We start from the raw sequence: 25,267 nt of genomic DNA, 5'->3' as shown, positions 1-25,267 counted from the left end.
AAGGGACACCAGTATGAAGAAGTGCCTGTCCACCGCTGTCGCGGGCGGCGCCGCCGCCCTCGCCCTCGTCGCCCTGGCCGCGGCGCCGGCCGCGGCCGGCACGGCCGACTCGGATTTCGACGTGGTCTTCCCCGGCGACAAGCCGCAGACCACGTACTACGTCGAGAACACCGCGACCCTCTCCAGCAGCCTGACCGGCAAGTCGGTCATGAGGTGGCAGATCATCGACGACCAGGTCGTCGACAACTCCAAGCGGTTCACCAGCTTCAAGATCACGACGCGGATCGAGGAGCGTCTGACCAAGACCGGCGAGGACCACGTCCACACGTCGAAGACGTGTGACCTGACCAAGCTCGTCAACGACAACTACTCGTGGTTCCGGACCGAGCCCGCGAACACCTGCGTCGCGCCGTCCGCCGTGTACGACGGCGAGCTGTGGTGGTCGACCGACGCGACGATCGTCTACGACATCGAGGGCGACGGCAAGGGTGCCATCACCCAGGAGCTCCTCGGTTCGCCTCTGATCCACGGCTGACCACCGCACACCGCCGGGCCCTGAGTACAGGTACTCAGGGCCCGGCCCGGCCTTCGAGGCAGACTCGTACCCATGACCGACCCCGCCTCTCCGAGGTCCCCCGGCCTGCCGCAGTTCCGTGGTGACAACGTGCCGCCCCCGCACAGCCGACGCCGGTGGCTGCCCCTCGCCGGTGACATCGCCCTGGCCGCAGGGCTGCTCGTCCTGGACGGCATCGGGGCCGTGGCGGCTTTCCTGCTCGGCATCGACTACAGCGGCTGGAAGCCGTTCGATCCCGGCGCGGACAACTCCGACATCACCCTCGCCCCCAACTGGCTGTACGTGGGCATCGCCGGGGGTGTCATGCTGCTGACCGCAGCCCTGCTGTACCGGCTCCGCGCCATCGTCAGCACCTGCCTGCAGGTGCTCCTCGGCATCGCCGTACTGGTCGCCGCGGTGGGTGGCGCACAGATCGACGAACACCGCGGTACCCGGGCCGAGGCAGCCTCGATGACGGCCAGGTGATCCGGGGCGGCTCCCCGCCGGCCTCCCGCATCCGAAGGGCCCGCGCCGTGGCCGGCGCAGGCCCTTCGGCGTCGCTCAGCCGGCCAGCCCCAACTCCCGGGCGATCAGCATCCGCTGGACCTCGCTCGTGCCCTCGCCGATTTCGAGGATCTTGGAGTCGCGCCACATGCGGGCGACCGGGTACTCGTTCATGAAGCCGTAGCCGCCGTGGATCTGGGTGGCCTCGCGGGCGTTGTCGACGGCCACCGTCGACGAGTGGAGCTTCGCCAGGGCCGCTTCCTTCTTGAACGGGGCGCCGGACACCAGGCGGGCCGCCGCGTCACGCCAGGCGAGGCGGGCCGTGTGGGCCTTCATCTCCATGTCGGCGATCTTGAACTGGATGGCCTGGTTCGCGGCGATCGGCTTGCCGAACGCGTGGCGTTCCAGGGCGTACTTGACCGATTCGTCGACGCAGCCCTGCGCCAGGCCCGTCGCCAGGGCCGCGATCGCGATGCGGCCCTCGTCGAGGATGCGCAGGAACTGGGCGTAGCCGCGGCCCTCCTCGCCCAGGAGGTTCGCCGCCGGGACGCGGACGTCCGAGAAGGACAGCTCGCGGGTGTCCGAGGCGTTCCAGCCGACCTTGGAGTACGGGGCCGCGACCGTGAAGCCGGGGGTGCCGGACGGGACGATGATCGAGGAGATCAGCGGCTTGCCGTCCGGCTTGCGGCCCGTGACCGCCGTGACCGTGACCAGGCCCGTGATGTCCGTGCCCGAGTTGGTGATGAAGCACTTCGTGCCGTTGATCACCCACTCGTTCGTCGACTCGTCCAGTCGCGCCGTGGTGCGTGTCGCGCCCGCGTCGCTGCCGCCGTCCGGCTCCGTCAGGCCGAAGGCGCCCAGGAGTTCGCCCGAGCAGAGGCGGGGGAGCCACTCGCGCTTCTGGGCCTCGGTGCCGTAGAGGTGGATCGGCATCGCGCCGAGCGAGACGCCGGCCTCCAGGGTGATCGCCACCGAGGAGTCGACCCGCGCCAGTTCCTCCAGGGCCACGCCGAGGGCCAGGTAGTCGCCGCCCATGCCGCCGTACTCCTCGGGGAACGGCAGCCCGAACAGGCCCATGCGGCCCATCTCCCGGACGATCTCGTACGGGAACTCGTGCCGCTCGTAGAAGTCGCCGATCTTCGGCGCCACCACCTCGTGCGCGAACTCCTCGACCGTACGGCGGAGTTCCTCCAGCTCGGGGGAGAGACGGTAGTCCATGGTGATCAGTGCTCCTCGCTGTCCTCGTGGGACAGGGCTCGGACGGTGCGGGACGGGCTCGGTCGGCCCAGTTGGGCGGCCATCCACGTGCTTGTGGCGACGAGGCGGCCGAGGTCGATTCCGGTGTCGATGCCGAGGCCCCGCAGCATCCACACCAGGTCTTCGGTGGCGAGGTTGCCCGTGGCCGACTTCGCGTACGGGCAGCCGCCCAGGCCGCCCGCCGAGGCGTCGACCGTGGTGACGCCCTGCTGGAGCGCCGCGAGCGTGTTGGCGAGGGCCTGGCCGTAGGTGTCGTGGAAGTGCACGCCGAGGGCGGTGGGCGGGACGCCCGCCTCGTCCAGCGCCGCGAGGAGCGCCACCACATGGCCCGGCGTTGCCACGCCGATCGTGTCGCCCAGGCTCAGTTCGTCACAGCCCATGTCGAGCAGGGCCCGGCAGACCTTCACCACCTGGGGGACGGGGACCGCGCCCTCCCACGGGTCGCCGAAGCACATCGAGAGGTAGCCGCGCACATGGACCGACTCGGCCTTCGCACGGCTCACCACCGGCTCGAACATGGCCAGGGCCTCGTCCACCGTGCGGTTGAGGTTGGCCTTGGCGAAGGACTCCGTGGCGCTGGCGAAGACCGCCACCCGCCGGGCGCCCAGCGCCAGGGCGCGGTCCAGGCCGCGTTCGTTCGGGACCAGGACCGGGAGCGCGACGGGGAGGTCCGCGACCATCGGGAACAGCGCTTCGGCGTCCGCCAGCTGAGGGACCCACTTGGGGTGGACGAAGCTCGTCGCCTCGATCGTGGTCAGGCCGGCGCCGGCCAGGCGGCGGACGAACTCCGCCTTGACCTCCGTGGGGACCGTCGCCTTCTCGTTCTGCAGGCCGTCGCGGGCGCCGACCTCGTGGATGCGGACGCGCGTGGGCAGGTCCCTGCTCGGGACGGCCATCGGGAGTCCTGGGACCGTCATTCCGCCGCCTCCTCGTGCGGTGCGATGACCGCCAGCACCTGGTCCATGGCGACCGTGGTGCCGGGTGCCACGTCCAGCTCGGTGACCTTGCCCGCGTGCGGCGCCGCGATGACGTGCTCCATCTTCATCGCCTCCACCACCAGCAGGCTCTGACCGGCGCTCACCTCGTCGCCGACGGCGACCTTCACCACTGTCACCGTGCCGGGCATCGGCGCGGTCAGCGAGTCGGCGCCCGCGTGGGCGGCGCGGGTGAGGGACGCGGCGACCGGGTCGTGGTCGCGCACGTGCCAGGCGTCGCCGTCACGGCCGAGCCAGTCGGCGGCGCGGTGGAAGGTGTGGCGCACGCCGTCGAGGGTCACGGCGACCCGGTCGGCGGTGACCGTGGCGGTGCCGCGCGGGGTGTACTCCAGGGGCTCCTGCACCCGCAGGGGGAAGGCGGCCGGCTTCGGTTCGCCGCCCAGGCGCCAGCCGCTCGGCACCGAGAAGGGGTCCGTCCACCCGCCCGGCTCCGGCTTCAGGGCTTCCAGACGTACGGCCGCCGCCGCCTCGTACACCTCCTCGGGCACGTCCGTCGGAACCAGACCCTCGACCTCGCGCTCGACCAGGCCGGTGTCCATGTCGCCCGACACCACCGCCGGGTGGGCGAGCAGACGGCGCAGGAAACCGGCGTTGGTCTGCACGCCGAGCGTGACCGTCTCCGCCAGGGCCGCGCGGAGTCTGCGCAGGGCCGTCGCGCGGTCCGGGCCGTACGCGATGACCTTGGACAGCATCGGGTCGTAGAGGCTGCCGACCTCCGTGCCCTCGGTGAGGCCCGAGTCGGTGCGAACGCCGTCGCCCTGCGGCTCGCGCAGCCGCAGCACCGTGCCGCCGGAGGGGAGGAAGCCGCGGGCCGGGTCCTCGGCGCAGATGCGGGCCTCCACCGCGTGGCCGGTCAGCCGTACGTCCTGCTGGGTGAAGCCGAGCGGCTCGCCGGCCGCCACGCGCAGCTGCCACTCCACCAGGTCCAGGCCGGTGATCAGCTCCGTGACCGGGTGCTCCACCTGGAGGCGGGTGTTCATCTCCATGAAGTAGTACGACGACGGGTCGTTGCCGGGGACGATGAACTCCACCGTGCCCGCGCCCCGGTAACCGCAGGAGCGGGCCGCCTGGACCGCCGCCTCGCCCATCGCGGAGCGCGTCTCCTCGTCGAGGAGGACGCTCGGCGCCTCCTCGATGATCTTCTGATGGCGGCGCTGGAGGGAGCACTCACGCTCGCCTAGGTGGACCACATGGCCGTGGGCGTCGGCCAGGATCTGGATCTCGACGTGGCGGGGGCGGTCGATCCAGCGCTCCACGAGGAGTGTGTCGTCACCGAAGGAGGCCCGGGCCTCGCGCCGGGCCGAGGCGATCTCCTCCTCCAGCCGGGTGAGGTCACGCACCAGGCGCATGCCCTTGCCGCCGCCGCCCGCGCTGGGCTTCAGCAGCACCGGCGCGCCCAGCTCGCGGGCCGCCTCGGCGAGCTCCGGGTCGCGGCCGCCCGGGACGACCGGCACCCCGGCCTCCCGGACCGTCTCCTTGGCGCGGATCTTGTCGCCCATCAGCGCGATCGCGTCCGCCGGGGGGCCGATGAAGACCAGGCCCGCCTCGGCGCAGGCGCGCGCGAAGGCGGCGTTCTCGGCGAGGAAGCCGTAGCCCGGGTGGACGGCCTGCGCGCCCGAGCGGGCCGCCGCCTCCAGCAGGCGCTCCACCGAGAGGTAGCTCTCGGACGCGGGGGCCGGGCCGATCCGCACCGCCGTGTCCGCCTCGCGGACGTGCCGGGCGTCGGCGTCCGCGTCGGAGAAGACGGCCACCGAGCGCACGCCCATCGACCGCAGCGTACGGATCACCCGTACGGCGATCTCGCCGCGGTTGGCCACCAGAACTGTCTCGAACATCGTCGTCCGTCCCCTCACATCCGGAAGACGCCGAACTGGGGGTCACCCAGGGGCGCGTTGGCGCACGCGGTCAGGGCCAGGCCCAGGACCTGGCGGGTGTCCAGCGGGTCGATCACACCGTCGTCCCAGAGGCGGGCCGAGGCGTAGTAGGCGTTGCCCTGGCGCTCGTACTGGGCGCGGATCGGGGCCTTGAAGGCGTCCTCGTCCTCCGCGGGCCAGGACTCGCCGCGGCCCTCCAGCTGGTCCCGCTTGACGGTCGCGAGGACCGAGGCGGCCTGCTCGCCGCCCATGACCGAGATCTTGGCGTTCGGCCACATCCACAGGAAGCGGGGGGAGTACGCCCTGCCGCACATGGAGTAGTTGCCCGCGCCGTAGGAGCCGCCGACCACGACCGTCAGCTTCGGCACGCGGGTGCAGGCCACCGCCGTGACCATCTTGGCGCCGTGCTTGGCGATGCCGCCCGCCTCGTAGTCCTTGCCGACCATGAAGCCCGAGATGTTCTGCAGGAAGACCAGGGGGATGCCGCGCTGGTCGCACAGCTCGATGAAGTGGGCGCCCTTCTGGGCGGACTCGGAGAACAGGATGCCGTTGTTGGCGACGATGCCCACCGGGTGGCCGTGGATCCGGGCGAAGCCGGTGACCAGGGTCTGGCCGAACTCGGACTTGAACTCGGCGAAGCGGGAGCCGTCGACGACGCGGGCGATGATCTCGCGCACGTCGTACGGGGTGCGCGAGTCGACCGGGACCGCGCCGTAGAGGCCGAGCGGGTCGACCTTGGGTTCCGTCGCCTCGGTGACCTCCCAGGGGAGGGGGCCTCGGGTGGGGAGGGTGGAGACGATCGTGCGGACGATGCGCAGGGCGTGCGCGTCGTTCTCCGCGAGGTGGTCCGTGACGCCCGAGACGCGGGAGTGGACCTCGCCGCCGCCCAGCTCCTCGGCCGTGACGACCTCGCCGGTGGCCGCCTTCACCAGGGGCGGGCCGCCCAGGAAGATCGTGCCCTGGTTGCGGACGATCACCGCCTCGTCGCTCATCGCCGGGACGTACGCCCCGCCTGCCGTGCACGAGCCGAGGACCGCAGCGATCTGGGGGATGCCCGCGCCGGACATGCGGGCCTGGTTGTAGAAGATGCGGCCGAAGTGGTCCCGGTCCGGGAAGACCTCGTCCTGCATGGGGAGGAAGGCGCCGCCGGAGTCCACCAGGTAGACGCAGGGGAGGCGGTTGTCGAGGGCGACCTCCTGGGCGCGGAGGTGCTTCTTCACCGTCATCGGGTAGTAGGTGCCGCCCTTGACCGTGGCGTCGTTGGCGATGACCACCGTCTCACGGCCGCTGACCCGGCCGATGCCGGCGATGACGCCCGCGGCCGGGGCCTGGCCGTCATACATCCCGTCGGCCGCGAGCGGGGCCAGTTCCAGGAACGGCGAGCCCGGGTCGAGGAGGGTGTCCACGCGGTCGCGGGGGAGCAGCTTGCCGCGCGCGGTGTGGCGGGCGCGGGCCCTCTCGCCGCCGCCCTGTGCGGCGGTGGCGAGCTTGGTGCGCAGCTCCTCGACGAGGGCGTGGTGCGCCTCCTCGTTGGCCCGAAAGGCCTCCGACGCGGGGTCTGCCGCGCTCGTGAGCTCCGGTGCCTCGTGCATCCTGCGGGTCCCCTCACCTTGTTAATGAGCGTTAACGCATTTCCTTCAGGTTAACGACCGCTAACCTCCCTGTCTAGAATTGTTTTCATGGCCACCAGAACCGACGCCCCCACCCGCCGCGAGCAGATCCTCAAGGAGGCCGCGCGGCTGTTCGCCGAGCGGGGCTTCCATGGGGTCGGGGTCGACGAGATAGGCGCCGCGGTCGGGATCAGCGGGCCCGGGCTGTACCGGCACTTCGCGGGCAAGGACGCGATGCTCGCGGAGCTGCTGGTGGGGATCAGCGGGCAGTTGCTGACCGGGGCGAAGCGGAGGCTGGCGGAGGCGGACGGGGGTGGGGCGGAGGGGGTGCTCGACTCGCTGATCGAGGGGCATATCGACTTCGCGCTCGATGACCGGCCTCTGATCACCCTGCACGACCGGGAGCTGGATCGCCTCCGGGACAGCGACCGGAAGATGGTGCGGCAGTTGCAGCGGCAGTACGTGGAGCTGTGGGTGGGGGTCGTGCGGGAGGTGTACCCGGGGCTGGGGGAGCCGGCGGCGCGGTCTGCGGTGCACTCGGTGTTCGGGTTGCTGAACTCGACGCCGCATCTGGGGAGGGGTGGGTCGCTTCCCGGGCGGGGGGCTACGGCGGAGCTGCTGCACCGGATGGCCCGGGGGGCGTTCGCCGCGGCGGAGGTCTGAGGGCCTTTTCCCACCCACCCGCCCGGAACTGTCGGCCAAGAGGTCGGCCTTGCCCCGGGGCTCCGCCCCGTACCCCGGCGGGGGCTCCGCCCCCCTGCACCCCCGAGGTGCTCCGCCCCTGCCCCCCCGAGTAGCTCTGCCCCCAGCACCCCGAGCGGCTCCGCCCCCCGGCACCTCCAGACTCCACCCCGCGAGCCTCACCCCATCCACCCCCCACCCCCTCCCGGCGTGACGAGCGTTACGCCGTCCACCCCGCCCGCACCCTGGACGCCTCTCGATACTCGCCGGTATCTTTGGCTGAGCAAGCGCTTAGACATGCGAAGTCGTGGAGGTGGCGGCGTGCGCCGTACGGTGTTCAACGAGGATCACGAGGCGTTCCGGGAGACCCTTCGCGCCTTCATCGAGGCCGAGGTCGTACCCGTGTACGACGAGTGGTTCGCGGCGGGCCAGGCGCCCCGCGACTTCTACTACAAGCTCGGTGAGCTGGGCATCTTCGGCATCAACGTCCCCGAGGAGTTCGGCGGCGCGGGCCTGGACAGCCACAAGTTCGAGGCCGTCCTCTACGAGGAGACCGCTCGCGCGGGCGTCGCCTTCGGCGGTTCCGGCGTGCACGTGCTGCTCGCCCTGCCGTACATCAAGATGCTCGCCACCGACGAGCAGAAGAAGCGGTTCCTGCCCAAGTTCGTCTCCGGCGAGGAGATGTGGGCCATCGCGATGACCGAGCCGGGCACCGGTTCCGACCTCGCGGGCATGAAGTCCACCGCCAAGCTGAGCGAGGACGGCACCCACTACGTCCTCAACGGCGCCAAGACCTTCATCACCGGCGGCGTGCACGCCGACCGGATGATCGTCTGCGCCCGCACCTCCGCCCCGACCGCCGAGGACCGCCGCCACGGCATCTCCCTCTTCGCCGTGGACACCAAGTCCGAGGGCTACTCGGTCGGCCGCAAGCTCGACAAGCTCGGCCTGAAGACCTCCGACACCGCCGAGCTGGCGTTCGTCGACGTCAAGGTGCCCGTCGAGGACCTCCTCGGCGAGGAGAACAAGGGCTTCTACTACCTCGGCCACAACCTGGCCTCCGAGCGCTGGGGCATCGCCTTCGGTGCCTACGCCCAGGCCAAGGCCGCCGTCCGGTTCGCCAAGCAGTACGTCCAGGACCGCACCGTCTTCGGCAAGACGGTCGCGTCCTTCCAGAACACCAAGTTCGAGCTGGCCGCCTGCCAGGCCGAGGTGGACGCCGCCGAGGCCGTCGCCGACCGCGCGACCGAGGCCCTGGACGCCGGCGAACTCACCCCCGCCGAGGCCGCCTCCGCGAAGCTGTTCTGCACCGAGGTCGCCCACCGCGTCATCGACCGCTGCCTCCAGCTGCACGGCGGCTACGGCTTCATGAACGAGTACCCCATCGCCCGCCTGTACGCGGACAACCGCGTCAACCGCATCTACGGCGGCACGAGCGAGATCATGAAGTCGATCATCGCCAAGGACATGGGCCTGTAAGGCCCCCGCAATCACTGGCGTATACAACTGACTTCATGAGCCAGGCACTCCAGGATCTCCTCGATCTGCTCGACCTCGAGCCGATCGAGGAGAACATCTTCCGCGGCCAGTCCCGGTCCGCCGTGGTCCCCCGGGTCTTCGGTGGCCAGGTCGCGGCCCAGGCGCTGGTCGCCGCCGGGCGGACCGTCCCGGCGGACCGGCCGCCCCACTCGCTCCACGCGTACTTCCTGCGCATGGGCGACCCCGGCGCGCCCATCGTCTACAACGTCGAGCGCATCCGCGACGGCCGCTCCTTCACCACCCGCCGGGTGGTCGCGGTCCAGCACGGCCGGCCGATCTTCTCGCTGTCCGCGTCCTTCCAGGAGCACGAGGAGGGCATGGACCACCAGACGCCCATGCCGCCCGCCCCGGACCCGGCGGCGCTGCCCACCTCGCGGGAGCGCTTCCGCGGCTACGACCACCTCGACCCCAAGGTCGTCGAGCACTTCCTCGCCGCCCGTGAGGCCATCGACCTGCGCTACGTCGAGGAGCCGCCCTACGGGCAGTTCGGGCAGCCTCGCGAGCCGCACTCCCAGGTGTGGTTCCGCACCAACGGCAAGCTCGACGGGCCCGTCGACAGTGCCCTGCTGCACATCGTCCTCGCCACCTATGTCTCCGACATGACCCTGCTCGACTCGGTCCTGCTCGCGCACGGCCGCGGCGGCTGGGCGGTCGGCGACGTCGTCGGGGCTTCCCTGGACCACGCCATGTGGTTCCACCGGCCCTTCCGGGCCGACGAATGGCTGCTGTACGACCAGGAGTCCCCCTCGGCGTCGGGCGGCCGCGGCCTCGGCCAGGCCCGCATCTACACCCAGGACGGCCGGCTCGCCGTGTCGGTCATCCAGGAGGGCGTGGTGCGCGTTCCCCGCTGACAGGGATGCGCAAGGCCGGCCCGACGTTCCCCGTACCGCCCTTGGGGAGAGGACGGGGAGCCTGGCCGGCCGGGCCTGTCGGTCAGTCCAGCCCGGCCGCCGCCAGCAGGTACGCCGTCATCGGGTCGTAGTGGCGGGGGCTGACCACATGGTCGTCGAGGGGGACCGTCACCTGCACGGTGCCCTCGGCCTCGGCGATGAAGAGGGCCGGGTCGTTGCAGTCGGCGTAGCCGACGGAGTCCACGCCGTGCTGCCCCGCGTAGCCCGCCCAGCCGTGGTCGGCGACCACCAGGTCGGGCAGCGGGCGGCCCGCGCGCTCCAGGGCCCTCAGGATCGCCTTCATCGGTTCGCCCGAGTGGGTGTGCCACAGGGTGGCGCCGTGCTCCAGCACCGCCACGTCCGCGAACTGCATGACGTAGCCCTCCTCCGTCGTCAGCCCGTCCGGGATGACGACGATCTCGCAGCCGGCCGCGCGCAGCGCCGACGCGGTCGCGCGGTGCACGTCGAGGAGGCCGCCGGGGTGGCCGGTGGCGAAGAGGACGCGCTGCTGCCCGTCCGCCGCCTTGCGCAGCCGCCCGGCCATCCGCTCCAGACCGTCGACGGTCAGCTCCGGGTCGATGGTGTCCTGGCCGTACCGGTACTCGGGGTCGTCGTTCACGCCGACCCGCTCCGCCATCACCGCGAGGACGTCCTGCTCGTCGCTCCAGCGGTCGCCGAGTTCCAGCCCGAGCCAGTAGTGGCGGTCGCTGTTCGCGAGCTTGCGGTAGTGGGAGAGGTTGTTCTCGCGGGGGGTGGCGACGTCGCCCGCGATGCGCGTCCTGACGAGGTGTTCGACGAGTTCGGCGCGGCTGGGTGTCCCGGGTATCGGCATGGCATCCATTGTGAGGCAGCCGACTGGGGGCGTCCCTGGCGTATCGAGCGCTGGGATGTGCGTCACGTACTCAGAGGGACCCCGCTCACGTACTCAGACGTGCCGTAGCGCGAACCAGAGTTCCATCCGTACGTCCGGGTCGTCCAGGTCCGTCTCCAGCAGCGCCGCGCAGCGGGCGATGCGCTGCCGCACGGTGTTGCGGTGCACGGACAGGGCGACGGCCGTGCGGTCCCAGCTGCCGTGCAGGGAGAGCCAGGTGTGCAGGGTCTCGGTGAGCGCCGGGTGGGCCGCGACGGGGGCGAGGAGGGCCTGGGCGTGGGCCGCCGCCTCACCGGACGGGACGAGGTCGGCCAGAGCGGGACGCGGACCGTGCCGGAGCAGCGGGCTCCGGGTGGCGCGGGCCCGGGCCAGGGCGCGGGCGGCCTGGGTGTCGGCGGCGGGCCAGTCGTGCGGGGCGACGGCGGCGCTGACGCCCAGGGTCCAGCCGGGCAGCGGGGCCGGTGCCCGGCCTGCCGGGACCAGGACGCGCACGACGTCACCCGCCGGGTCGACCAGGGCGGAGCCGAGCGCGGCGCCCAGGGCGGAGGCCGCGAGCGGCTCGGGGGTGCCGTCACCGTCCGGGCGGGCGTGCACGACGGTCCACGGCCCGTCGCCGAGCAGCGGCGCGACCTCCTCGGGCGGCGCGCCCAGCAGCAGCCGCACCAGCGCGGAGGAACGGGCCGCGCCCGTGCCGCTCTGCTGCTCGCCGGTGAGCAGCGACAGCAGCACGGCGGCGGCGGAGGCGATCGTGTGGTCCCCTGCCGCCCGCTCGGGCTCGGCCACCGCCAGCACGAACCCGTGCCCGGCGCCGAGGGCGTAGGAGGCGAGGTGGCTGCCCGCGACGGTGTCGGTGGCGGAGGCGGGGGCGGGCCGTTCCTCCGGGCCGTCGGCCGGCCGTACGACCTCCGCCAGCCGCGTGAGTGCCTCGCGCACCTCGTCGCCGGGCTCCCGCCCCGCCCGCGCGATCTCCGCCCCCTCCGGCCCGTACAGCACCGCGAACCCGCCCAGCCGCTGCGCGAGCCGGCGCAGCACCGACGGGACCGGGTCGGGGCGGGACGCGGCGGTGGCCAGGCTCTGCTGGGCCTCGGTGACACGGCGGAGCTCGGCCAGGCGGGCCCGGGCCATCAGCTGCCAGACCGCGCGGGCCACACCGGAGAAGGTGGTCCGGGGCGGCACCTCCAGCAGCGGCAGGCCGTGTGCCGCACAGGCCGCGACCAGCGCCTCCGGCACCCTGTCGTGCACCGGCGCCACCCCGAAGCCGAGGGCCGCGCCACCCGCCGCCACGATCCGGGCGACGTAGTCGTCGAAGTACGCGGTCCCCGGACCCGCCGCCTCCGGGATGTGCACGCCGGCCGACAGCAGCAGTTCCCCGCCCAGCAGGTACGGATACGGGTCCGCCATCTCCGAGGTGTGCACCCAGTGGACGGCGACCCCCTCGGCGGGCGGCCCCGCGAGCTGCCGCAGCGCCAGGTCCTCACGGGCCAGCAGCGCGGTCAGCGGTACGGGCGGGGTGGGCGGGACCGCCGGATCCGGCATGGTGTGCGTTCCCTCCATCCGGCACCGGCTCGAATGGATGAAACGTACACTTCGCAGTCGCTTTCCGGCCACCTAGGGTCAGTCCTCGTCCCCCTCGGCGAGACCGATCGAAGGAGGCCCCGTGGCCGTCGACTACTCCGTCATCGTCGTCTACCTGGCCGGCATGCTGGCGATGGGCTGGTGGGGCATGCGCCGCGCCCGCTCCAAGAGCGAGTTCCTCGTGGCCGGCCGCCGCCTCGGCCCGGCCATGTACTCCGGCACCATGGCGGCGATCGTCCTCGGCGGCGCCTCAACCATCGGCGGCGTGGGCCTGGGCTACCAGTACGGCCTGTCCGGCGCCTGGATGGTCTTCACCATCGGCCTCGGCCTGCTCGCCCTGTCCGTCTTCTTCTCGGCCCGCATCGCCCGGCTGAAGGTCTACACCGTCTCCGAGATGCTCGACCTGCGCTACGGCGGCGGCCGGGCCGGGATCATCTCCGGTGTCGTCATGTGGGCGTACACGCTGATGCTCGCGGTCACCTCGACCATCGCGTACGCCACGATCTTCGACGTCCTGTTCGACATGCACCGCACGGCCGCGATCGTCCTCGGCGGATCGATCGTCGTGGCGTACTCGACCCTCGGCGGCATGTGGTCGATCACCCTGACCGACATGGTGCAGTTCGTCGTGAAGACCGTCGGGGTGCTGCTCCTGCTGCTGCCCATCGCCGTCGTGAAGGCCGGCGGGTTCAGCGAGATGAAGGCGCAGCTGCCCACGGAGTACTTCGACCCGCTGGGCATCGGCGGCGAGACGATCTTCACGTACGTGCTGATCTACACCTTCGGCATGCTCATCGGGCAGGACATCTGGCAGCGCGTCTTCACCGCCCGCAGCGACCGGACCGCCAAGTGGGGCGGGACCGTCGCCGGCACCTACTGCCTCGCCTACGCCCTCGCCGGTGCCGTCATCGGGACCGCGGCCAAGGTGCTGTACCCGAAGCTCGGCAGCGCGGACGACGCCTTCGCGACCATCGTGAAGGACGAACTTCCCGTGGGTGTCCGCGGGTTGGTGCTCGCCGCGGCGTTGGCCGCCGTGATGTCGACCTCGTCCGGCGCGCTGATCGCCTGCGCCACCGTCGCCAACAACGACATCTGGTCGCGGCTGCGCGGAATCGGCGGGAACGCGCCGGCCGGCGAGCACGACGAGGTGAAGGGCAACCGGGCCTTCATCCTGCTCATGGGCCTGGCGGTGATCGCCACGGCCATCGCGATCGACAACGTCGTGGAGGCCCTGACCGTCGCGTACAACCTCCTCGTCGGCGGACTGCTCGTGCCGATCCTCGGCGGCCTGGTGTGGAAGCGCGGCACGGTGTACGGCGCCCTGGCCTCCGTGGTGGCCGGCGGAGTCGCGGTCGTCGTGCTGATGGCCACCTACGGCATCCTCGCCAACGAGCCCGTCTACTACGGTCTGCTCGCCTCGCTCGCCGCGTACCTGATCGTCTCCCTGGCCACTCCGGCCACCGACGCCGCCGTGCTGGCCGCCTGGCGCGAGCGGCTCGCCGGGCGCTCTGCCGAACTCGCGTCCGAACCGGTTCCGGCTTCCCAGTAGAGTCATAGGGCAAGCAGTACATACGCGATGAAGCGTAGGAAAGAAGGCATTTCTCCATGAGCAGCAACGAGACTCCGCGCGGGCCCGTCGACTCCTCCCGTGTTCCCCGGTACGCGGGACCGGCGACTTTCGCCCGCCTGCCCCGGCTGGACGAGGTCGGCCGGGCCGATGTCGCGGTGGTGGGCGTGCCGTTCGACTCGGGCGTCTCGTACCGTCCGGGCGCCCGCTTCGGCGGCAATGCGATCCGCGAGGCGTCCCGGCTGCTGCGCCCGTACAACCCGGCGCAGGACGCCTCGCCCTTCGCCCTCGCGCAGGTGGCGGACGGCGGCGACATCGCCGTGAACCCGTTCAACATCAACGAGGCCGTCGAGACCGTCGAGGCCGCCGCGGACGACCTGCTCGGCACCGGCGCCCGCCTGATGACCCTCGGCGGCGACCACACCATCGCGCTGCCCCTGCTGCGCTCGGTGGCGAAGAAGCACGGCCCGGTGGCCCTGCTCCACTTCGACGCCCACCTCGACACCTGGGACACCTACTTCGGCGCCGAGTACACCCACGGCACCCCGTTCCGCCGCGCGGTCGAGGAGGGCATCCTCGACACCTCCGCCCTGTCCCACGTCGGCACCCGCGGCCCGCTCTACGGCAAGCAGGACCTGACCGACGACGAGAAGATGGGCTTCGGCATCGTCACCTCGGCCGACGTCTACCGGCGCGGCGCCGACGAGGTCGCCGACCAGCTCCGCCAGCGCATCGGCGACCGCCCGCTGTACATCTCCATCGACATCGACTGCCTCGACCCGGCCCACGCCCCCGGCACCGGCACCCCCGAGGCCGGCGGCATGACCTCGCGCGAGTTGCTGGAGATCCTGCGCGGCCTGGCATCCTGCAACCTGGTGTCGGCCGACGTCGTCGAAGTGGCCCCCGCGTACGACCACGCGGAGATCACGTCGGTGGCGGCGTCGCACACCGCGTACGAACTGACCACGATCATGTCGCGCCAGATCGCCGCGGCCCGGAAGGACTCGGAAGCGAAGTGACTCACGACCACGACCTGGTGCTCCGCCCCACGCCCGCCCAGACGGAGGCCGCCCTGAACCCTCCTCCCGGCCGACGCGGCGGAGACCTGGTCGTGGAGACGCTGGCCGCTCTCGGCGCCACGACCGTGTTCGGACTGCCCGGCCAGCACGCGCTCGGCATGTTCGACGCGCTGCGCCGCTCTGACCTCAGGTACATCGGCCTGCGGGTGGAGAACAACGCCGGGTTCGCGGCGGACGCATTCGGCCGGATCACCGGTGAGGCCGCGCCGCTGCTGCTGTCGACGGGGCCGGGTGCGCTGACCTCGCTCGCCGCGCTCCAGGAGGCGGCGGCGGCCTCGGCGCCCGTGCTGGCGATCAGCAGCCAGGTGCCGACGGCGGGCCTCGGCGGCGGCCGGCACGGCTACCTCCACGAACTCCCGGACCAGGCCGCCTCGTTCCGTGGCGTGGTCAAGTCCGTCCACACCGTCCGCACTCAGTCCCAGATCCCCTCCGCGATCGAGGCGGCCTGGACGTCGGCCCTGTCGGCCCCGCACGGCCCGGTGTGGGTGGAGATCCCGCAGGACGTCCTGCTCGCCGAGACGGCCGTACCGGTCGTCACGGGCGGCGACGCCTTCCCCGAGGAGCTGCCGCCGCGCCCCGAACTGACCGCCGTGGCCGCCGATCTGCTGTCCAAGGCGGCCCGTCCGGCGATCATCGCGGGCGGGGGAGTGGTCCGGGCGGACGCCTCCGGCAAGCTGCGGCAGCTGGCGGAGCGGCTCCAAGCGCCGGTCGTCACCACCCCCGGCGGCAAGGGCGCGTTCCCCTGGAAGCACCCGCTGTCGCTCCAGTCGTGGATCGAGGACCGGCACACCACCGACTTCCTGGAGGACGCCGACGTCCTCCTGGTCGTCGGCTCGGGCCTCGGCGAACTCTCCTCGAACTACCACACGTTCAAGCCCCGGGGCCGGGTCGTCCAGATCGAGGCCGACCTCGGCAAGCTGGAGTCCAACCACCCGGCACTGGGCATCCACGCGGACGCCCGCCTGGCGTTGCAGGCGCTGCTGGAGACGGTGCCGGCCCGCGAGGACGCGACGGCCGCCGACCGGGTCCGGGAGGTGCTCGCCAAGGTCGCCGACCGCATCGCCGCCCAGGAACTCACCCTGGAACAGGACGTGCTGGCCTCCGTCCGCAAGGCGCTGCCCGCCGACTCCCCGTCCTTCTGGGACATGACGATCCTCGCCTACTGGGCCTGGTCGGCCTTCGACGCCAAGGGCCCCAACCACATGCACTCGGCGCAGGGCGCGGGCGGCCTCGGCTACGCCTTCCCGGCGGCACTCGGCGCCGCGGCGGCCGACCCGACCCGGCCGGTCCTCGCCGTCTCCGGCGACGGCGGGGCCCTGTACTCGATCGCCGAGCTGGCGACGGCCCGCCAGTACGACCTGGACGTCACCTGGCTGATCGTCGACGACGGCGGCTACGGCATCCTGCGCGAGTACATGAGCGACGCGTTCGGCCAGGCGACCGCGACGGAACTGGCCCGGCCCGACTACGTGGCCCTCGCGGAGTCCTTCGGTGTGCCCGGGGTCAGGACGACCCCGGAGAACCTGGAGCAGGACCTCGCCAAGGCGCTCCGGGCGCCCGGGCCCTCGGTGGTCCTGCTCCCGGCCGTGCTGCGGATGTTCGCGCCGACGCACCTGGGGTGAGCGCCGGCCGGACCGGTCAGAGACCGTCGCGGACCATCGCGGCGACGATGTGGACGTGGCGGTCGGCGGCCGTTCCCGACCACTCGTTGTCGTAGTTCAGGCCGTAGGGCCAGAAGTGGCCGCCGCCGGTGGAGATCTTTGCGCCGGAGCCGTCGTACTGCTTGACGAGGGCGGTGGCCTGGCCGCCGGTCCAGGTGCCGCTGCCGCCCAGGCGGGACCAGCCCGAGCTGGTCCCCACGCCGATGGTGTGGGCGATCTCGTGCAGCGCCGTCCGCTCGTTCATGTAGCTGCGGTTGCTGCCGAAGCGGATGGTGCCGTTGATGTTGCCGTCGGCGGTGGGGACCCCCGGCTCGTAGCGGACCGTGATGGTCTTGCCCAGGTCGCTGAGGTTGTTGTAGCGGGCCACCGCCGCGTTCATGGCCTTGGTGATGAGGTCGTAGGCCGAGCGCTGGTCCGCGGTGGGGTTGCTCGCGCGGACCAGGGACCAGGTGATGGTGGCCGCCGCGGCGCGTTCCCGGGCGGGGGCGGGCGGTGCCTGGACCGTGGCGGCCTGGGCGACGCCGGGTCCGGCCAGCAGTGCGGCGGTCAGGGCGGCTATGAGTGCCTTGCGTGGGCTCATGTGCGGATCCTCCAGTGGGGGTGGTCGTCACGAAACTTGCGAAACTTCGCACGACGTTCGGGATCTCGTACAAGCGGCGCCGCCGTCCACACAAAACCCTTGTATGACACGGCAGTTGGCGCGCTGTCGACCGCAAGTATCCCGGTGGGAAAGGCGGCGTCAAGAGTTCCGGCAGCGGTCAGTGGAACCAGAAGAGCAGGGTGTCCGGATTCGCCCCGAGCTTCCGGGCGCTCTCCCACTCCTCCGCCTCGAACCGCATGACCTCGGCGAACCGGCGGGCCGCGTCGCGGAATTCGGGATCCAGGCGGCCGAGCACGGACCCGTAGGCATCGGCCAGAGCGGAGGCCCGCTGGGCCGGCAGGGTGCCGATCGCGGGCACCGCGTCACCGGGGTGGGGCAGCCGCAGCGGCGGACCGCTGAACAGGAACGTGCCCGGGAGCAGGTCGGACGGTACGCCGTGCCGGGCCAGTTCGTCGTCCATGGCGTAGAACCACGCCGGGCGGCGCCAGGCGCCGAGGTCGGTGGGGTCGGAGAAGTGCGCCGCGACGGCCTGGTAGAAGGCGTAGCTGTAGGCGGGGCAGAGGTCGGTACTCGGGGTGCCGTCGATCAGCTCGTCCAGGGCGCGGCTGATGGAGACGTCCAGGTCGATGCCCTGCTCCCGGAAACGGGCGTCGGTCCGCTCGCACTCCGTGCGCACCCGGGTCAGTGTGCGCTCCTGCTGCTCGGTCCGCTCCACCGCCGTGAGCAGCCGCACCACCGTTCTCATGTCGCCGGTGCTCATCTCCAGGCAGTAGCCCACCGTTGTGCTTCCCTTCACCCGATCGCCGGACACCGGTGTCCATGATCGGGGACGCGGGAACGGCCCCGGACCGAGGGGTCGGGGCCGTTCGGCGGTGTGTGGTGGTTCGGGTCAGCTGACGTCGGACGCGTCCAGGCGGTAGACGGCGGACTGGCCGGACCGCGAGGAGGATTCGGAGCCGTTGCCGGAGTCCGTACTCGTACGGTTGCGGTAGTCGCTCTCCCGCACCACCGTGCCGTGCTGCCGCACCCACGCCGTCACCTCGAAGCGGGACCAGCGACACGGCCGCGGCCCATCAGAAGCCGGCGACGGCCGGCCATGGTGGGAGGCCGTGGTGGGAGGCCGCTGTGCCGGAGCTGGCCGCAACCTGTGAAACCGGGCGGCCTCCGGTAACGACTCGCACAAGCCTTCGTCACGCCTACAACCATTCGCCCCCGTCCGGGAGTCATGGGGTGCATGACTTCTGGGATATCCCGCCGCGCGAGAGTGCTGGCGGCGGCCGTGGGTACGGGCGTCCTCGTGCCGCTCGTCGCCACCGCCACGCCCGCCTCCGCCGCCGCTCCGGCCGTGATCTGCACGTCCGCCAAGGCGGGGCTCGCCGCCAAGCTGAAGAAGGACATCACCGCCGCGCTCGCCACCCGCAAGGGTACGGTGGCCGTCGGCCTCTACGACCGCAGCACCGACACGACCTGCACCCTGCGGGCGAGTTCCGCCTACGACTCGGCCAGCGTCGTCAAGGTGACCGTCCTCGCCGCGCTGCTGTGGGACGCCAAGAAGACGAACCGGTACCTCACCGACCGCGAGAACACCCTCGCCAAGGCGATGATCACCAAGTCGGACAACGCGGCGACCTCCACCCTGTGGAAGCAGCTCGGCATGACGAAGATCAAGAACTTCCTCGCGGCCGCCGGCATGACGCAGACCAAGCCCGGCGCGAACGGCTACTGGGGTCTGACGCAGATCACCGTCACCGACGAGCAGAAGCTGCTGAAGCTCCTCACCGCCAAGAACGCGGTCCTCAGCGACAACTCCCGGGCCTACATCGTGAAGCTGATGGGCCAGGTCGTCTCGTCCCAGCGCTGGGGCACCCCGTACGGAGTGCCCTCGGGCGTCACAGTGGCCGTCAAGAACGGCTGGCTGCAGCGCTCCACGAACGGGTGGCGGGTGCACAGCGTCGGCGCGTTCAAGGGCGGCGGCCACGACTACGTGATGACCGTGCTGACCCACGGCAACAGCACGATGAACTACGGCATCGCCACCATCCAGGCCGTGGCCAAGGTCATCCACAAGGATCTGGCGGCGAGTTGACGCGGTCCGGCCGAGGACGTCCAGGAGCCTCTTGACGATGGCGAGGATGGTGCAGAGCGCGGGGGAAGGACGTTCTCCATATCCGGGCAAACATCCATAAGGCGGGGCAAGTGGCTCGCCGTGTGACCGGCTCACCGGAACGGCCGACCTTCACCTTGCCGTCCACCCGGCGTCACCGGCCCGCTCTACGGTGACGCCCATGCCTCTGAGAACCCGCCTCGCCCTCCTCACGGCAGGCCTGGCGGCGGCCACGTGCCTGACCGCCGCCGGCCCCGCCCAGGCGACGTCCCACGCCTGCTCGCCGTCCGTCTCCGTCGACCGCTTCTCCGACGCGCTCGACAAGACGACGTACGACGGCACCTTCGTCGGCAACCTCTCGGCGCTCGCCGTGGACCGGGACGGCTCCCTGGCCGCCCTCTCGGACCGCTCGTCGCTGTTCCGCCTGGACGCGAGGACCCTGAACCCCCGGTCCGTGGTCCCGCTCGCCGACGAGACCGGAGCCGCGCTCGACTCCGAGGGCCTGGTCGTGGACGGCGACGGCACATACCTCGTCACCTCCGAGACCGAGCCGTCGGTACGCCGCTACTCTCGCGCCGGCAGGATCCTCGACCGCCTCCCCGTCCCGGACGACCTGCGGGTGAGCCCCGCGGGCCGGGGACAGCCCAACGGCACCTTCGAGGGCCTCACCCTGATGCCCGGCGGTCGCACCCTGGTCGCGTCCATGGAGTACGCCCTGACCGGCGACCCCGTCGACACCGTCCGCTTCCAGACCTGGACCCGCCACGGGAGCCACTTCCGGCCCGCCGCCCGGTACACCTACCGCACGGACCCCGGCCTCGGCGTCCCCGAGATCCAGGCCACCCCCGACGGCCGCCTCCTGGTCCTGGAACGCGGCTTCACGGCCGGCGTGGGCAACACGGTCCGCCTGTACCTGGCCGACCCGCGCCACGCGATGAGGAAGACCCTGCTCACCGACCTGGTCACCTGCCCGTCACTGGGAGCGACGGCCAAGCAGCCCCAGCCGAACCCCCTCCTGGACAACATCGAGGGCATGACGATCACGGGCAGGACGAAAAGCACGTTGAAGGTCCTGCTGGTCAGCGACGACAACCAGAACACGGCCCAGACGACCCGCTTCTACTCCTTGCGCGTACGGGTCTGACCCCACCCAGGCGTGATCACATCTCCCAGCCCAGCAGCGGCACCCGGACCCCGGTGAGCAGGGCCAGCACCATCACGGCCGACAGCATCAGCACCGCGGCCAGACGCACGACGGCGAGTGCGTCCACCGCGGTGCGCAGCGGCGGCCAGGGCAGCAGCCGCAGCGACCAGGTCACCGCGACCGAGACCGCGAGGAGCAGGGCCAGGCGCGCGATCTCCGCGTCCCCGGACATCTGGCGCGGCGCGCTCGGGTCCAGGTCGTAGCCCTCGGCGTACATCGCGAAGGCGAGCAGCCGCCAGCACAGGGCGGCTGCCAGGGCCACCACGGTCTCGGTACGCGCGAAGCGCGGCCGCCGCGACACCTGGGCGAGTATGAGCACCATGACGGCAGACCCTAGCCCGGTCCTGGGTCCTCGGCCGGGTGCTCCTCGTTCCCCGGTCGGGAAGCCCGCGCCGCGGGATGAAATCGGGTGGGTCGCGCGTTGTTGCCTTCCGGCAGCTCAGGACGGATGGAAGGCACCGGTGTGACACCGACACGGGGATGGGCACGGCGACTGTGGGCCTATGCGTGGCGCCACCCGAAGGACGTCGTACTCGCCCTCGGCTCCTCCCTGGCCGGCATGGCCGTCATGGCCCTCGTCCCGCTGATCACCAAGGTGATCATCGACGACGTCATCACCGACCACACCAGGGACATGACCACCTGGGCCGGCCTCCTCGTCGCCGCCGCCCTGGCCGTCTACGTCCTCACCTACGTCCGCCGCTACTACGGCGGACGCCTCGCCCTCGACGTCCAGCACGACCTGCGGACGGAGATGTACGGCACGATCGCCCGGCTTGACGGCCGCCGTCAGGACGAGCTGTCCACCGGCCAGGTCGTGGGCCGCGCCACCAGTGACCTCCAGCTCATCCAGGGCCTGCTCTTCATGCTCCCGATGACCATCGGGAACTTCATGCTCTTCCTGATCTCCCTGGTGATCATGGCCTGGCTGTCCGTGCCGCTGACCCTGGTCGCGCTGGCGGTGGCCCCCGCCATCTGGTGGATCGCCAAGCGCAGCCGCACCCGGCTGCACCCCTCCACGTGGTACGCGCAGGCCCAGGCCGCCGCCGTCGCGGGCGTGGTCGACGGCGCCGTCAGCGGCGTGCGCGTGGTCAAGGGCTTCGGGCAGGAGGAGCAGGAGACCGGCAAGCTCCGGGCGGTCGGCCGGCGGCTGTTCGCGGGCCGCCTGCGCACCATCCGCCTGAACTCGGTCTACACCCCGGCCCTGCAGGCCGTCCCCGCGCTCGGCCAGGTTGCGATGCTGGCCCTCGGCGGCTGGCTGGCGGTGCGCGGGCACATCACGCTCGGCACGTTCGTCGCCTTCTCCACCTACCTCGCCCAGCTGGTCGGCCCGGTCCGCATGCTCGCCGTGGTGCTCACCGTCGGCCAGCAGGCCCGCGCCGGTACCGAGCGCGTCCTGGAGCTGATCGACACCGAGCCGTCGATCGAGGACGGCCACAAGGACCTGCCCGCCGACGCCCCCGCGACGGTCGAGTTCGACGACGTCTCCTTCGGCTACGACGACGCCCCCGGCGCGCCCGGCAGCGTCCTCGACGGGCTGTCCTTCGAGATCCGCCCCGGCGAGACCCTCGCCGTCGTCGGCTCCTCCGGCTCCGGCAAGTCCACCGTCTCCCTGCTCCTGCCGCGCTTCTACGACGTCACCCGCGGGGCCGTCCTGGTCGGGGGCCACGACGTGCGCGAGCTGACCACCGAGTCGCTGCGCGCCGCGATCGGCCTCGTCCCCGAGGACTCGTTCCTCTTCTCCGACACCGTCCGCAACAACATCGCCTACGGCCGCCCGGACGCCACCCAGGAGGAGATCGAGAAGGCCGCCCGCGCCGCCCAGGCGGACCGGTTCATCGCCGAGCTGCCCGAGGGCTACGACACCACCGTCGGCGAGCACGGCCTCACCCTCTCCGGCGGCCAGCGCCAGCGCGTCGCCCTCGCCCGCGCCATCCTCAGCGACCCGCGCCTGCTGGTCCTGGACGACGCCACCTCCGCCGTGGACGCCCGCGTGGAGCACGAGATCCACGAGGCGCTGAAGGGGGTCATGCGGGGCCGCACGACCCTGCTGATCGCCCACCGCCGCTCCACCCTGAACCTCGCCGACCGCATCGCCGTCCTGGACGGCGGCCGCCTCGCCGACATCGGCACCCACGACGAGCTCCAGGAGCGGTCCGCCCTCTACCGGCGCCTGCTCACCGACCCGGACGAGCTGGGCGCGGTCTCCCCGGGCCACGCCCAGCCGGCCTGTCCCCGGGAGGACACCTCCGTCCGGGACGAGCTGGACGCCGAGTTCGACGCCGAGCGCGGGGTCACCCCCCGGCTGTGGACCGGCGACCGCGAGCGCAAGGACACCGCCCTCGCCGAGAGCCCCGCGACCCCCGAGCTGCTCGCCCAGGTCGAGGCGCTGCCCCCGGCGACCGACGTCCCGGACATCGACGAGTCGAAGGCCGTCCGGCCCGAGTCCTCCTATGGCCTGCGCCGGCTGCTGCGCGGCTTCGGGCTGCCGCTGCTGGTCAGCCTCGCCCTGGTCGCCACCGACGCGGGGATGGGCCTGCTGCTGCCCGTGCTGATCCGGCACGGCATCGACTCCGGCGTCACCCAGGCCGCGCTCGGCGCCGTGTGGGCGGCGGCCCTGCTGGGACTGCTGACGGTGGCCGTGCAGTGGGCGGCCCAGATCGGTGAGATCCGGATGACCGGGCGGACCGGCGAGCGGGTGCTGTACTCGCTCCGGCTGAAGATCTTCTCCCAGCTCCAGCGCCTCGGGCTCGACTACTACGAGCGTGAGCTGACCGGCCGGATCATGACCCGGATGACGACCGACGTCGACGCGCTGTCGACGTTCCTCCAGACGGGCCTGGTCACGGCCTTCGTCTCGGGCGTCACCTTCTTCGGCATCATGGTCGCCCTGCTGGTCATCGACGTGGAGCTGGCGCTGGTCGTCTTCGCCACGCTGCCGCCGCTGATCATCGCCACGTTCTTCTTCCGCCGCGCGAGCGTGAAGGCCTACGAGCTGGCCCGCGAACGCGTGTCGGTGGTCAACGCCGACCTGCAGGAGTCGGTGTCCGGGCTGCGGATCGTGCAGGCGTTCCGGCGCGAGCGGGACGGCGAGCGGCGGTTCGCCGGACGCAGCGCCGACTACCGTGAGGCCCGCATCCGGGGCCAGTGGCTGATCTCCGTGTACTTCCCGTTCGTGCAGTTCCTGTCGTCGGTGGCCGCGGCGGCCGTGCTGATCGTGGGCGGGGCCCGGGTCGACGACGGGACGCTGGCCATCGGCTCGCTGGTGGCGTACCTGCTCTACATCGACCTGTTCTTCGCGCCCGTGCAGCAGCTCTCCCAGGTCTTCGACGGCTACCAGCAGGCGACCGTGTCGCTCGGCCGCATCCAGGAGCTGCTGAGGGAGCCGACGTCGACGAAGTCCGCCGACGAACCCCTGGAGGTGCTGTCGCTGCGCGGCGACATCGCCTTCGAGGACGTGCACTTCGCCTACGGCGACGGCGAAGAGGCCCTGGGCGGAGTCGACCTGCGCATCCCGGCCGGGCAGACCGTCGCCTTCGTCGGCGAGACCGGCGCGGGCAAGTCGACCCTCGTCAAGCTCGTGGCCCGCTTCTACGACCCGACCGGCGGCCGGGTCACCGTCGACGGCACCGATCTGCGGGCCCTGGACCTCACCTCGTACCGGCACCGTCTGGGGGTCGTCCCGCAGGAGGCGTACCTCTTCCAGGGCACCGTCCGCGACGCCATCGCCTACGGCCGCCCCGACGCCACCGACGCCGAGGTGGAGGCGGCGGCCCGCGCGGTCGGCGCGCACGACATGATCGCCACCCTGGAGGGCGGCTACCTCCACGAGGTCGCCGAGCGGGGCCGCAACCTGTCCGCCGGGCAGCGCCAGCTGATCGCGCTGGCCCGCGCCGAGCTGGTCGACCCGGACGTCCTGCTGCTCGACGAGGCGACGGCCGCGCTGGACCTGGCCACGGAGGCCCAGGTCAACCAGGCCACCGACCGCCTGGCAGGCCGCCGCACCACCCTCGTCGTCGCCCACCGCCTCACCACCGCCGCCCGCGCCGACCGGGTCGTCGTCATGGACCACGGCCGGGTCGCCGAGGACGGCACGCACGAGGAGCTGCTCGCCCGCGGCGGCCGGTACGCGCAGCTGTGGCGGACGTTCATCGGCGCCGCCGAGCCGGAGGAGCCGGTCGGCGCGTCCCGCTGACGGAGCCGCCCGAGGGCGTTTTCGTAACGCTCGTGCAACCATCCGACATACGTCATGCGTCCGTACTGGCGTACGCCGATGGTCGCGGACGGCGCGGTACGGGAGGACGACAGTGCACAGTGGAGCGATACGCCGGCGGCTCGCGCTCGGACTGGCCGTGCTGACCGCCTCCGGGCTGCTCGCCGTCGCCGCGCCGGGGGAGGCGCAGGCCGCCTCCGCGTACTGTTCCGGCCGCAAGGTCCGCACCCTGCCGTTCTCCACCGGGACCGTGCTCGTCTACAAGCGCGGCGGTTACGTCTGCGCCGTGACCCTCACCAAGAAGCCCGGCGTGAAGCGCAAGATGTCGGTGAGTGTGCAGGCGCGCGGCAACCGGCCGGTCGTCGACGAGGGCAAGTACGTCCATCACGCGGGCCCGGTGACCGTGCACGCCGGGCGCCGCTGCGTCTGGCTCAAGGGTCAGGTAGGCCGGGGGAAGTTCACATCCGGCTGGATCCTCTGCTGACGCCG

At 72.0% G+C, this 25,267-nt stretch carries 22 protein-coding genes; 12 read left to right on the top strand and 10 right to left on the bottom strand.

Annotation, left to right across the window (positions count from 1 at the left end; translation table 11 throughout):
- Nucleotides 1-13: 13 nt before the first annotated feature.
- Both HNR57_RS08395 and HNR57_RS08390 read left to right on the top strand, forming a co-directional pair.
- Nucleotides 14-535, top strand: a complete 522-nt coding sequence (locus HNR57_RS08395) for a hypothetical protein (protein ID WP_184558426.1) — start codon at nucleotides 14-16, stop codon at nucleotides 533-535.
- A 72-nt stretch (nucleotides 536-607) separates the two neighbouring features.
- Nucleotides 608-1,039, top strand: a complete 432-nt coding sequence (locus HNR57_RS08390; RefSeq protein WP_184558424.1) for a DUF6234 family protein — start codon at nucleotides 608-610, stop codon at nucleotides 1,037-1,039.
- Nucleotides 1,040-1,114: 75 nt separating this feature from the next.
- Here HNR57_RS08390 and HNR57_RS08385 read toward each other — a convergent pair whose 3' ends face one another.
- The 4 genes from HNR57_RS08385 to HNR57_RS08370 are packed head-to-tail and all read right to left on the bottom strand — an operon-like array spanning nucleotide 1,115 to nucleotide 6,775.
- Nucleotides 1,115-2,275, bottom strand: coding sequence for an acyl-CoA dehydrogenase family protein (locus HNR57_RS08385; RefSeq protein ID WP_184558422.1), 1,161 nt, complete (start codon nucleotides 2,273-2,275; stop codon nucleotides 1,115-1,117).
- Between the two features lie 5 nt (nucleotides 2,276-2,280).
- Nucleotides 2,281-3,231: a hydroxymethylglutaryl-CoA lyase gene (locus tag HNR57_RS08380; protein WP_184558420.1), complete on the bottom strand. Its 951-nt coding sequence runs from the start codon at nucleotides 3,229-3,231 to the stop codon at nucleotides 2,281-2,283.
- Nucleotides 3,228-5,144 carry an ATP-binding protein gene (locus HNR57_RS08375; protein WP_184558418.1) on the bottom strand — a complete coding sequence of 639 codons (1,917 nt, stop codon included), beginning with the start codon at nucleotides 5,142-5,144 and terminating at the stop codon, nucleotides 3,228-3,230. Before HNR57_RS08375 ends, HNR57_RS08380 begins: the two co-directional genes overlap by 4 nt.
- A gap of 14 nt (nucleotides 5,145-5,158) precedes the next feature.
- Nucleotides 5,159-6,775, bottom strand: coding sequence for a carboxyl transferase domain-containing protein (locus tag HNR57_RS08370; RefSeq protein ID WP_184558417.1), 1,617 nt, complete (start codon nucleotides 6,773-6,775; stop codon nucleotides 5,159-5,161).
- Between the two features lie 87 nt (nucleotides 6,776-6,862).
- On the opposite strand from HNR57_RS08370, the gene HNR57_RS08365 reads away from it, so the two are divergent.
- The 3 genes from HNR57_RS08365 (at nucleotide 6,863) to HNR57_RS08355 (ending at nucleotide 9,864) form a co-directional block, all read left to right on the top strand.
- Nucleotides 6,863-7,456 (top strand): SACE_7040 family transcriptional regulator, encoded by a 594-nt coding sequence (locus tag HNR57_RS08365; protein WP_184558415.1) that lies wholly within the window; start codon nucleotides 6,863-6,865, stop codon nucleotides 7,454-7,456.
- A gap of 339 nt (nucleotides 7,457-7,795) precedes the next feature.
- Nucleotides 7,796-8,953, top strand: coding sequence for an acyl-CoA dehydrogenase family protein (locus tag HNR57_RS08360; RefSeq protein WP_184558413.1), 1,158 nt, complete (start codon nucleotides 7,796-7,798; stop codon nucleotides 8,951-8,953).
- Nucleotides 8,954-8,988: 35 nt separating this feature from the next.
- Nucleotides 8,989-9,864 carry an acyl-CoA thioesterase gene (locus tag HNR57_RS08355; protein WP_184558411.1) on the top strand — a complete coding sequence of 292 codons (876 nt, stop codon included), beginning with the start codon at nucleotides 8,989-8,991 and terminating at the stop codon, nucleotides 9,862-9,864.
- Nucleotides 9,865-9,946: 82 nt separating this feature from the next.
- Here HNR57_RS08355 and HNR57_RS08350 read toward each other — a convergent pair whose 3' ends face one another.
- Both HNR57_RS08350 and HNR57_RS08345 read right to left on the bottom strand, forming a co-directional pair.
- Nucleotides 9,947-10,735, bottom strand: coding sequence for a phosphatase (locus tag HNR57_RS08350; protein WP_184558410.1), 789 nt, complete (start codon nucleotides 10,733-10,735; stop codon nucleotides 9,947-9,949).
- 93 nt (nucleotides 10,736-10,828) lie between these two features.
- A complete protein-coding gene (locus HNR57_RS08345; protein WP_184558408.1) occupies nucleotides 10,829-12,310 on the bottom strand; it encodes a PucR family transcriptional regulator in 1,482 nt (493 codons plus the stop codon).
- Nucleotides 12,311-12,431: 121 nt separating this feature from the next.
- Between HNR57_RS08345 and HNR57_RS08340 the strand changes: the two genes are divergently transcribed.
- Genes HNR57_RS08340 through HNR57_RS08330 form a run of 3 tightly spaced genes read left to right on the top strand, consistent with a single transcriptional unit; the run spans nucleotide 12,432 to nucleotide 16,617 of the window.
- Nucleotides 12,432-13,898: a sodium:solute symporter family protein gene (locus HNR57_RS08340; RefSeq protein WP_184558407.1), complete on the top strand. Its 1,467-nt coding sequence runs from the start codon at nucleotides 12,432-12,434 to the stop codon at nucleotides 13,896-13,898.
- A 56-nt stretch (nucleotides 13,899-13,954) separates the two neighbouring features.
- Nucleotides 13,955-14,935, top strand: a complete 981-nt coding sequence (speB, locus tag HNR57_RS08335) for an agmatinase (RefSeq protein WP_030838119.1) — start codon at nucleotides 13,955-13,957, stop codon at nucleotides 14,933-14,935.
- Complete coding sequence (locus tag HNR57_RS08330) at nucleotides 14,932-16,617, top strand: thiamine pyrophosphate-binding protein (RefSeq protein WP_184558406.1); 1,686 nt, start codon at nucleotides 14,932-14,934, stop codon at nucleotides 16,615-16,617. Before speB ends, HNR57_RS08330 begins: the two co-directional genes overlap by 4 nt.
- Before the next feature lie 16 nt (nucleotides 16,618-16,633).
- Here HNR57_RS08330 and HNR57_RS08325 read toward each other — a convergent pair whose 3' ends face one another.
- The 3 genes from HNR57_RS08325 to HNR57_RS08315 all read right to left on the bottom strand — a co-directional run bounded on the left by HNR57_RS08325 (nucleotide 16,634) and on the right by HNR57_RS08315 (nucleotide 18,284).
- Nucleotides 16,634-17,236 (bottom strand): hypothetical protein, encoded by a 603-nt coding sequence (locus tag HNR57_RS08325; protein WP_184558404.1) that lies wholly within the window; start codon nucleotides 17,234-17,236, stop codon nucleotides 16,634-16,636.
- A gap of 178 nt (nucleotides 17,237-17,414) precedes the next feature.
- The gene (locus HNR57_RS08320; protein WP_184558891.1) at nucleotides 17,415-18,035 is read right to left on the bottom strand and encodes a DUF7691 family protein; all 621 of its coding nucleotides are present in this window, start codon (nucleotides 18,033-18,035) and stop codon (nucleotides 17,415-17,417) included.
- Between the two features lie 111 nt (nucleotides 18,036-18,146).
- Nucleotides 18,147-18,284, bottom strand: a complete 138-nt coding sequence (locus HNR57_RS08315) for a hypothetical protein (RefSeq protein WP_184558402.1) — start codon at nucleotides 18,282-18,284, stop codon at nucleotides 18,147-18,149.
- A gap of 207 nt (nucleotides 18,285-18,491) precedes the next feature.
- Here HNR57_RS08315 and HNR57_RS08310 point away from each other — a divergent pair, with 207 nt between their 5' ends.
- Both HNR57_RS08310 and HNR57_RS08305 read left to right on the top strand, forming a co-directional pair.
- The gene (locus tag HNR57_RS08310) at nucleotides 18,492-19,343 is read left to right on the top strand and encodes a serine hydrolase (protein ID WP_184558400.1); all 852 of its coding nucleotides are present in this window, start codon (nucleotides 18,492-18,494) and stop codon (nucleotides 19,341-19,343) included.
- A 199-nt stretch (nucleotides 19,344-19,542) separates the two neighbouring features.
- Complete coding sequence (locus tag HNR57_RS08305) at nucleotides 19,543-20,505, top strand: esterase-like activity of phytase family protein (protein ID WP_184558398.1); 963 nt, start codon at nucleotides 19,543-19,545, stop codon at nucleotides 20,503-20,505.
- Nucleotides 20,506-20,521: 16 nt separating this feature from the next.
- Here the strand turns inward: HNR57_RS08305 and HNR57_RS08300 are convergent, their stop codons facing one another.
- On the bottom strand, nucleotides 20,522-20,887 hold the full coding sequence (locus HNR57_RS08300) for a hypothetical protein (protein ID WP_184558396.1): 366 nt from the start codon (nucleotides 20,885-20,887) through the stop codon (nucleotides 20,522-20,524).
- A gap of 141 nt (nucleotides 20,888-21,028) precedes the next feature.
- On the opposite strand from HNR57_RS08300, the gene HNR57_RS08295 reads away from it, so the two are divergent.
- Nucleotides 21,029-24,760, top strand: coding sequence for an ABC transporter ATP-binding protein (locus HNR57_RS08295; protein ID WP_184558394.1), 3,732 nt, complete (start codon nucleotides 21,029-21,031; stop codon nucleotides 24,758-24,760).
- A gap of 112 nt (nucleotides 24,761-24,872) precedes the next feature.
- Nucleotides 24,873-25,262 (top strand): hypothetical protein, encoded by a 390-nt coding sequence (locus HNR57_RS08290; protein WP_184558392.1) that lies wholly within the window; start codon nucleotides 24,873-24,875, stop codon nucleotides 25,260-25,262.
- The last annotated feature ends 5 nt before the right edge of the window (nucleotides 25,263-25,267 follow it).

The sequence above is a fragment of the Streptomyces paradoxus genome (assembly GCF_014202475.1).
GTDB lineage: Bacteria > Actinomycetota > Actinomycetes > Streptomycetales > Streptomycetaceae > Streptomyces > Streptomyces paradoxus.
Note: the sequence above shows the minus strand (reverse complement) of the source record. Positions and strands in the feature narration are given on the sequence as shown.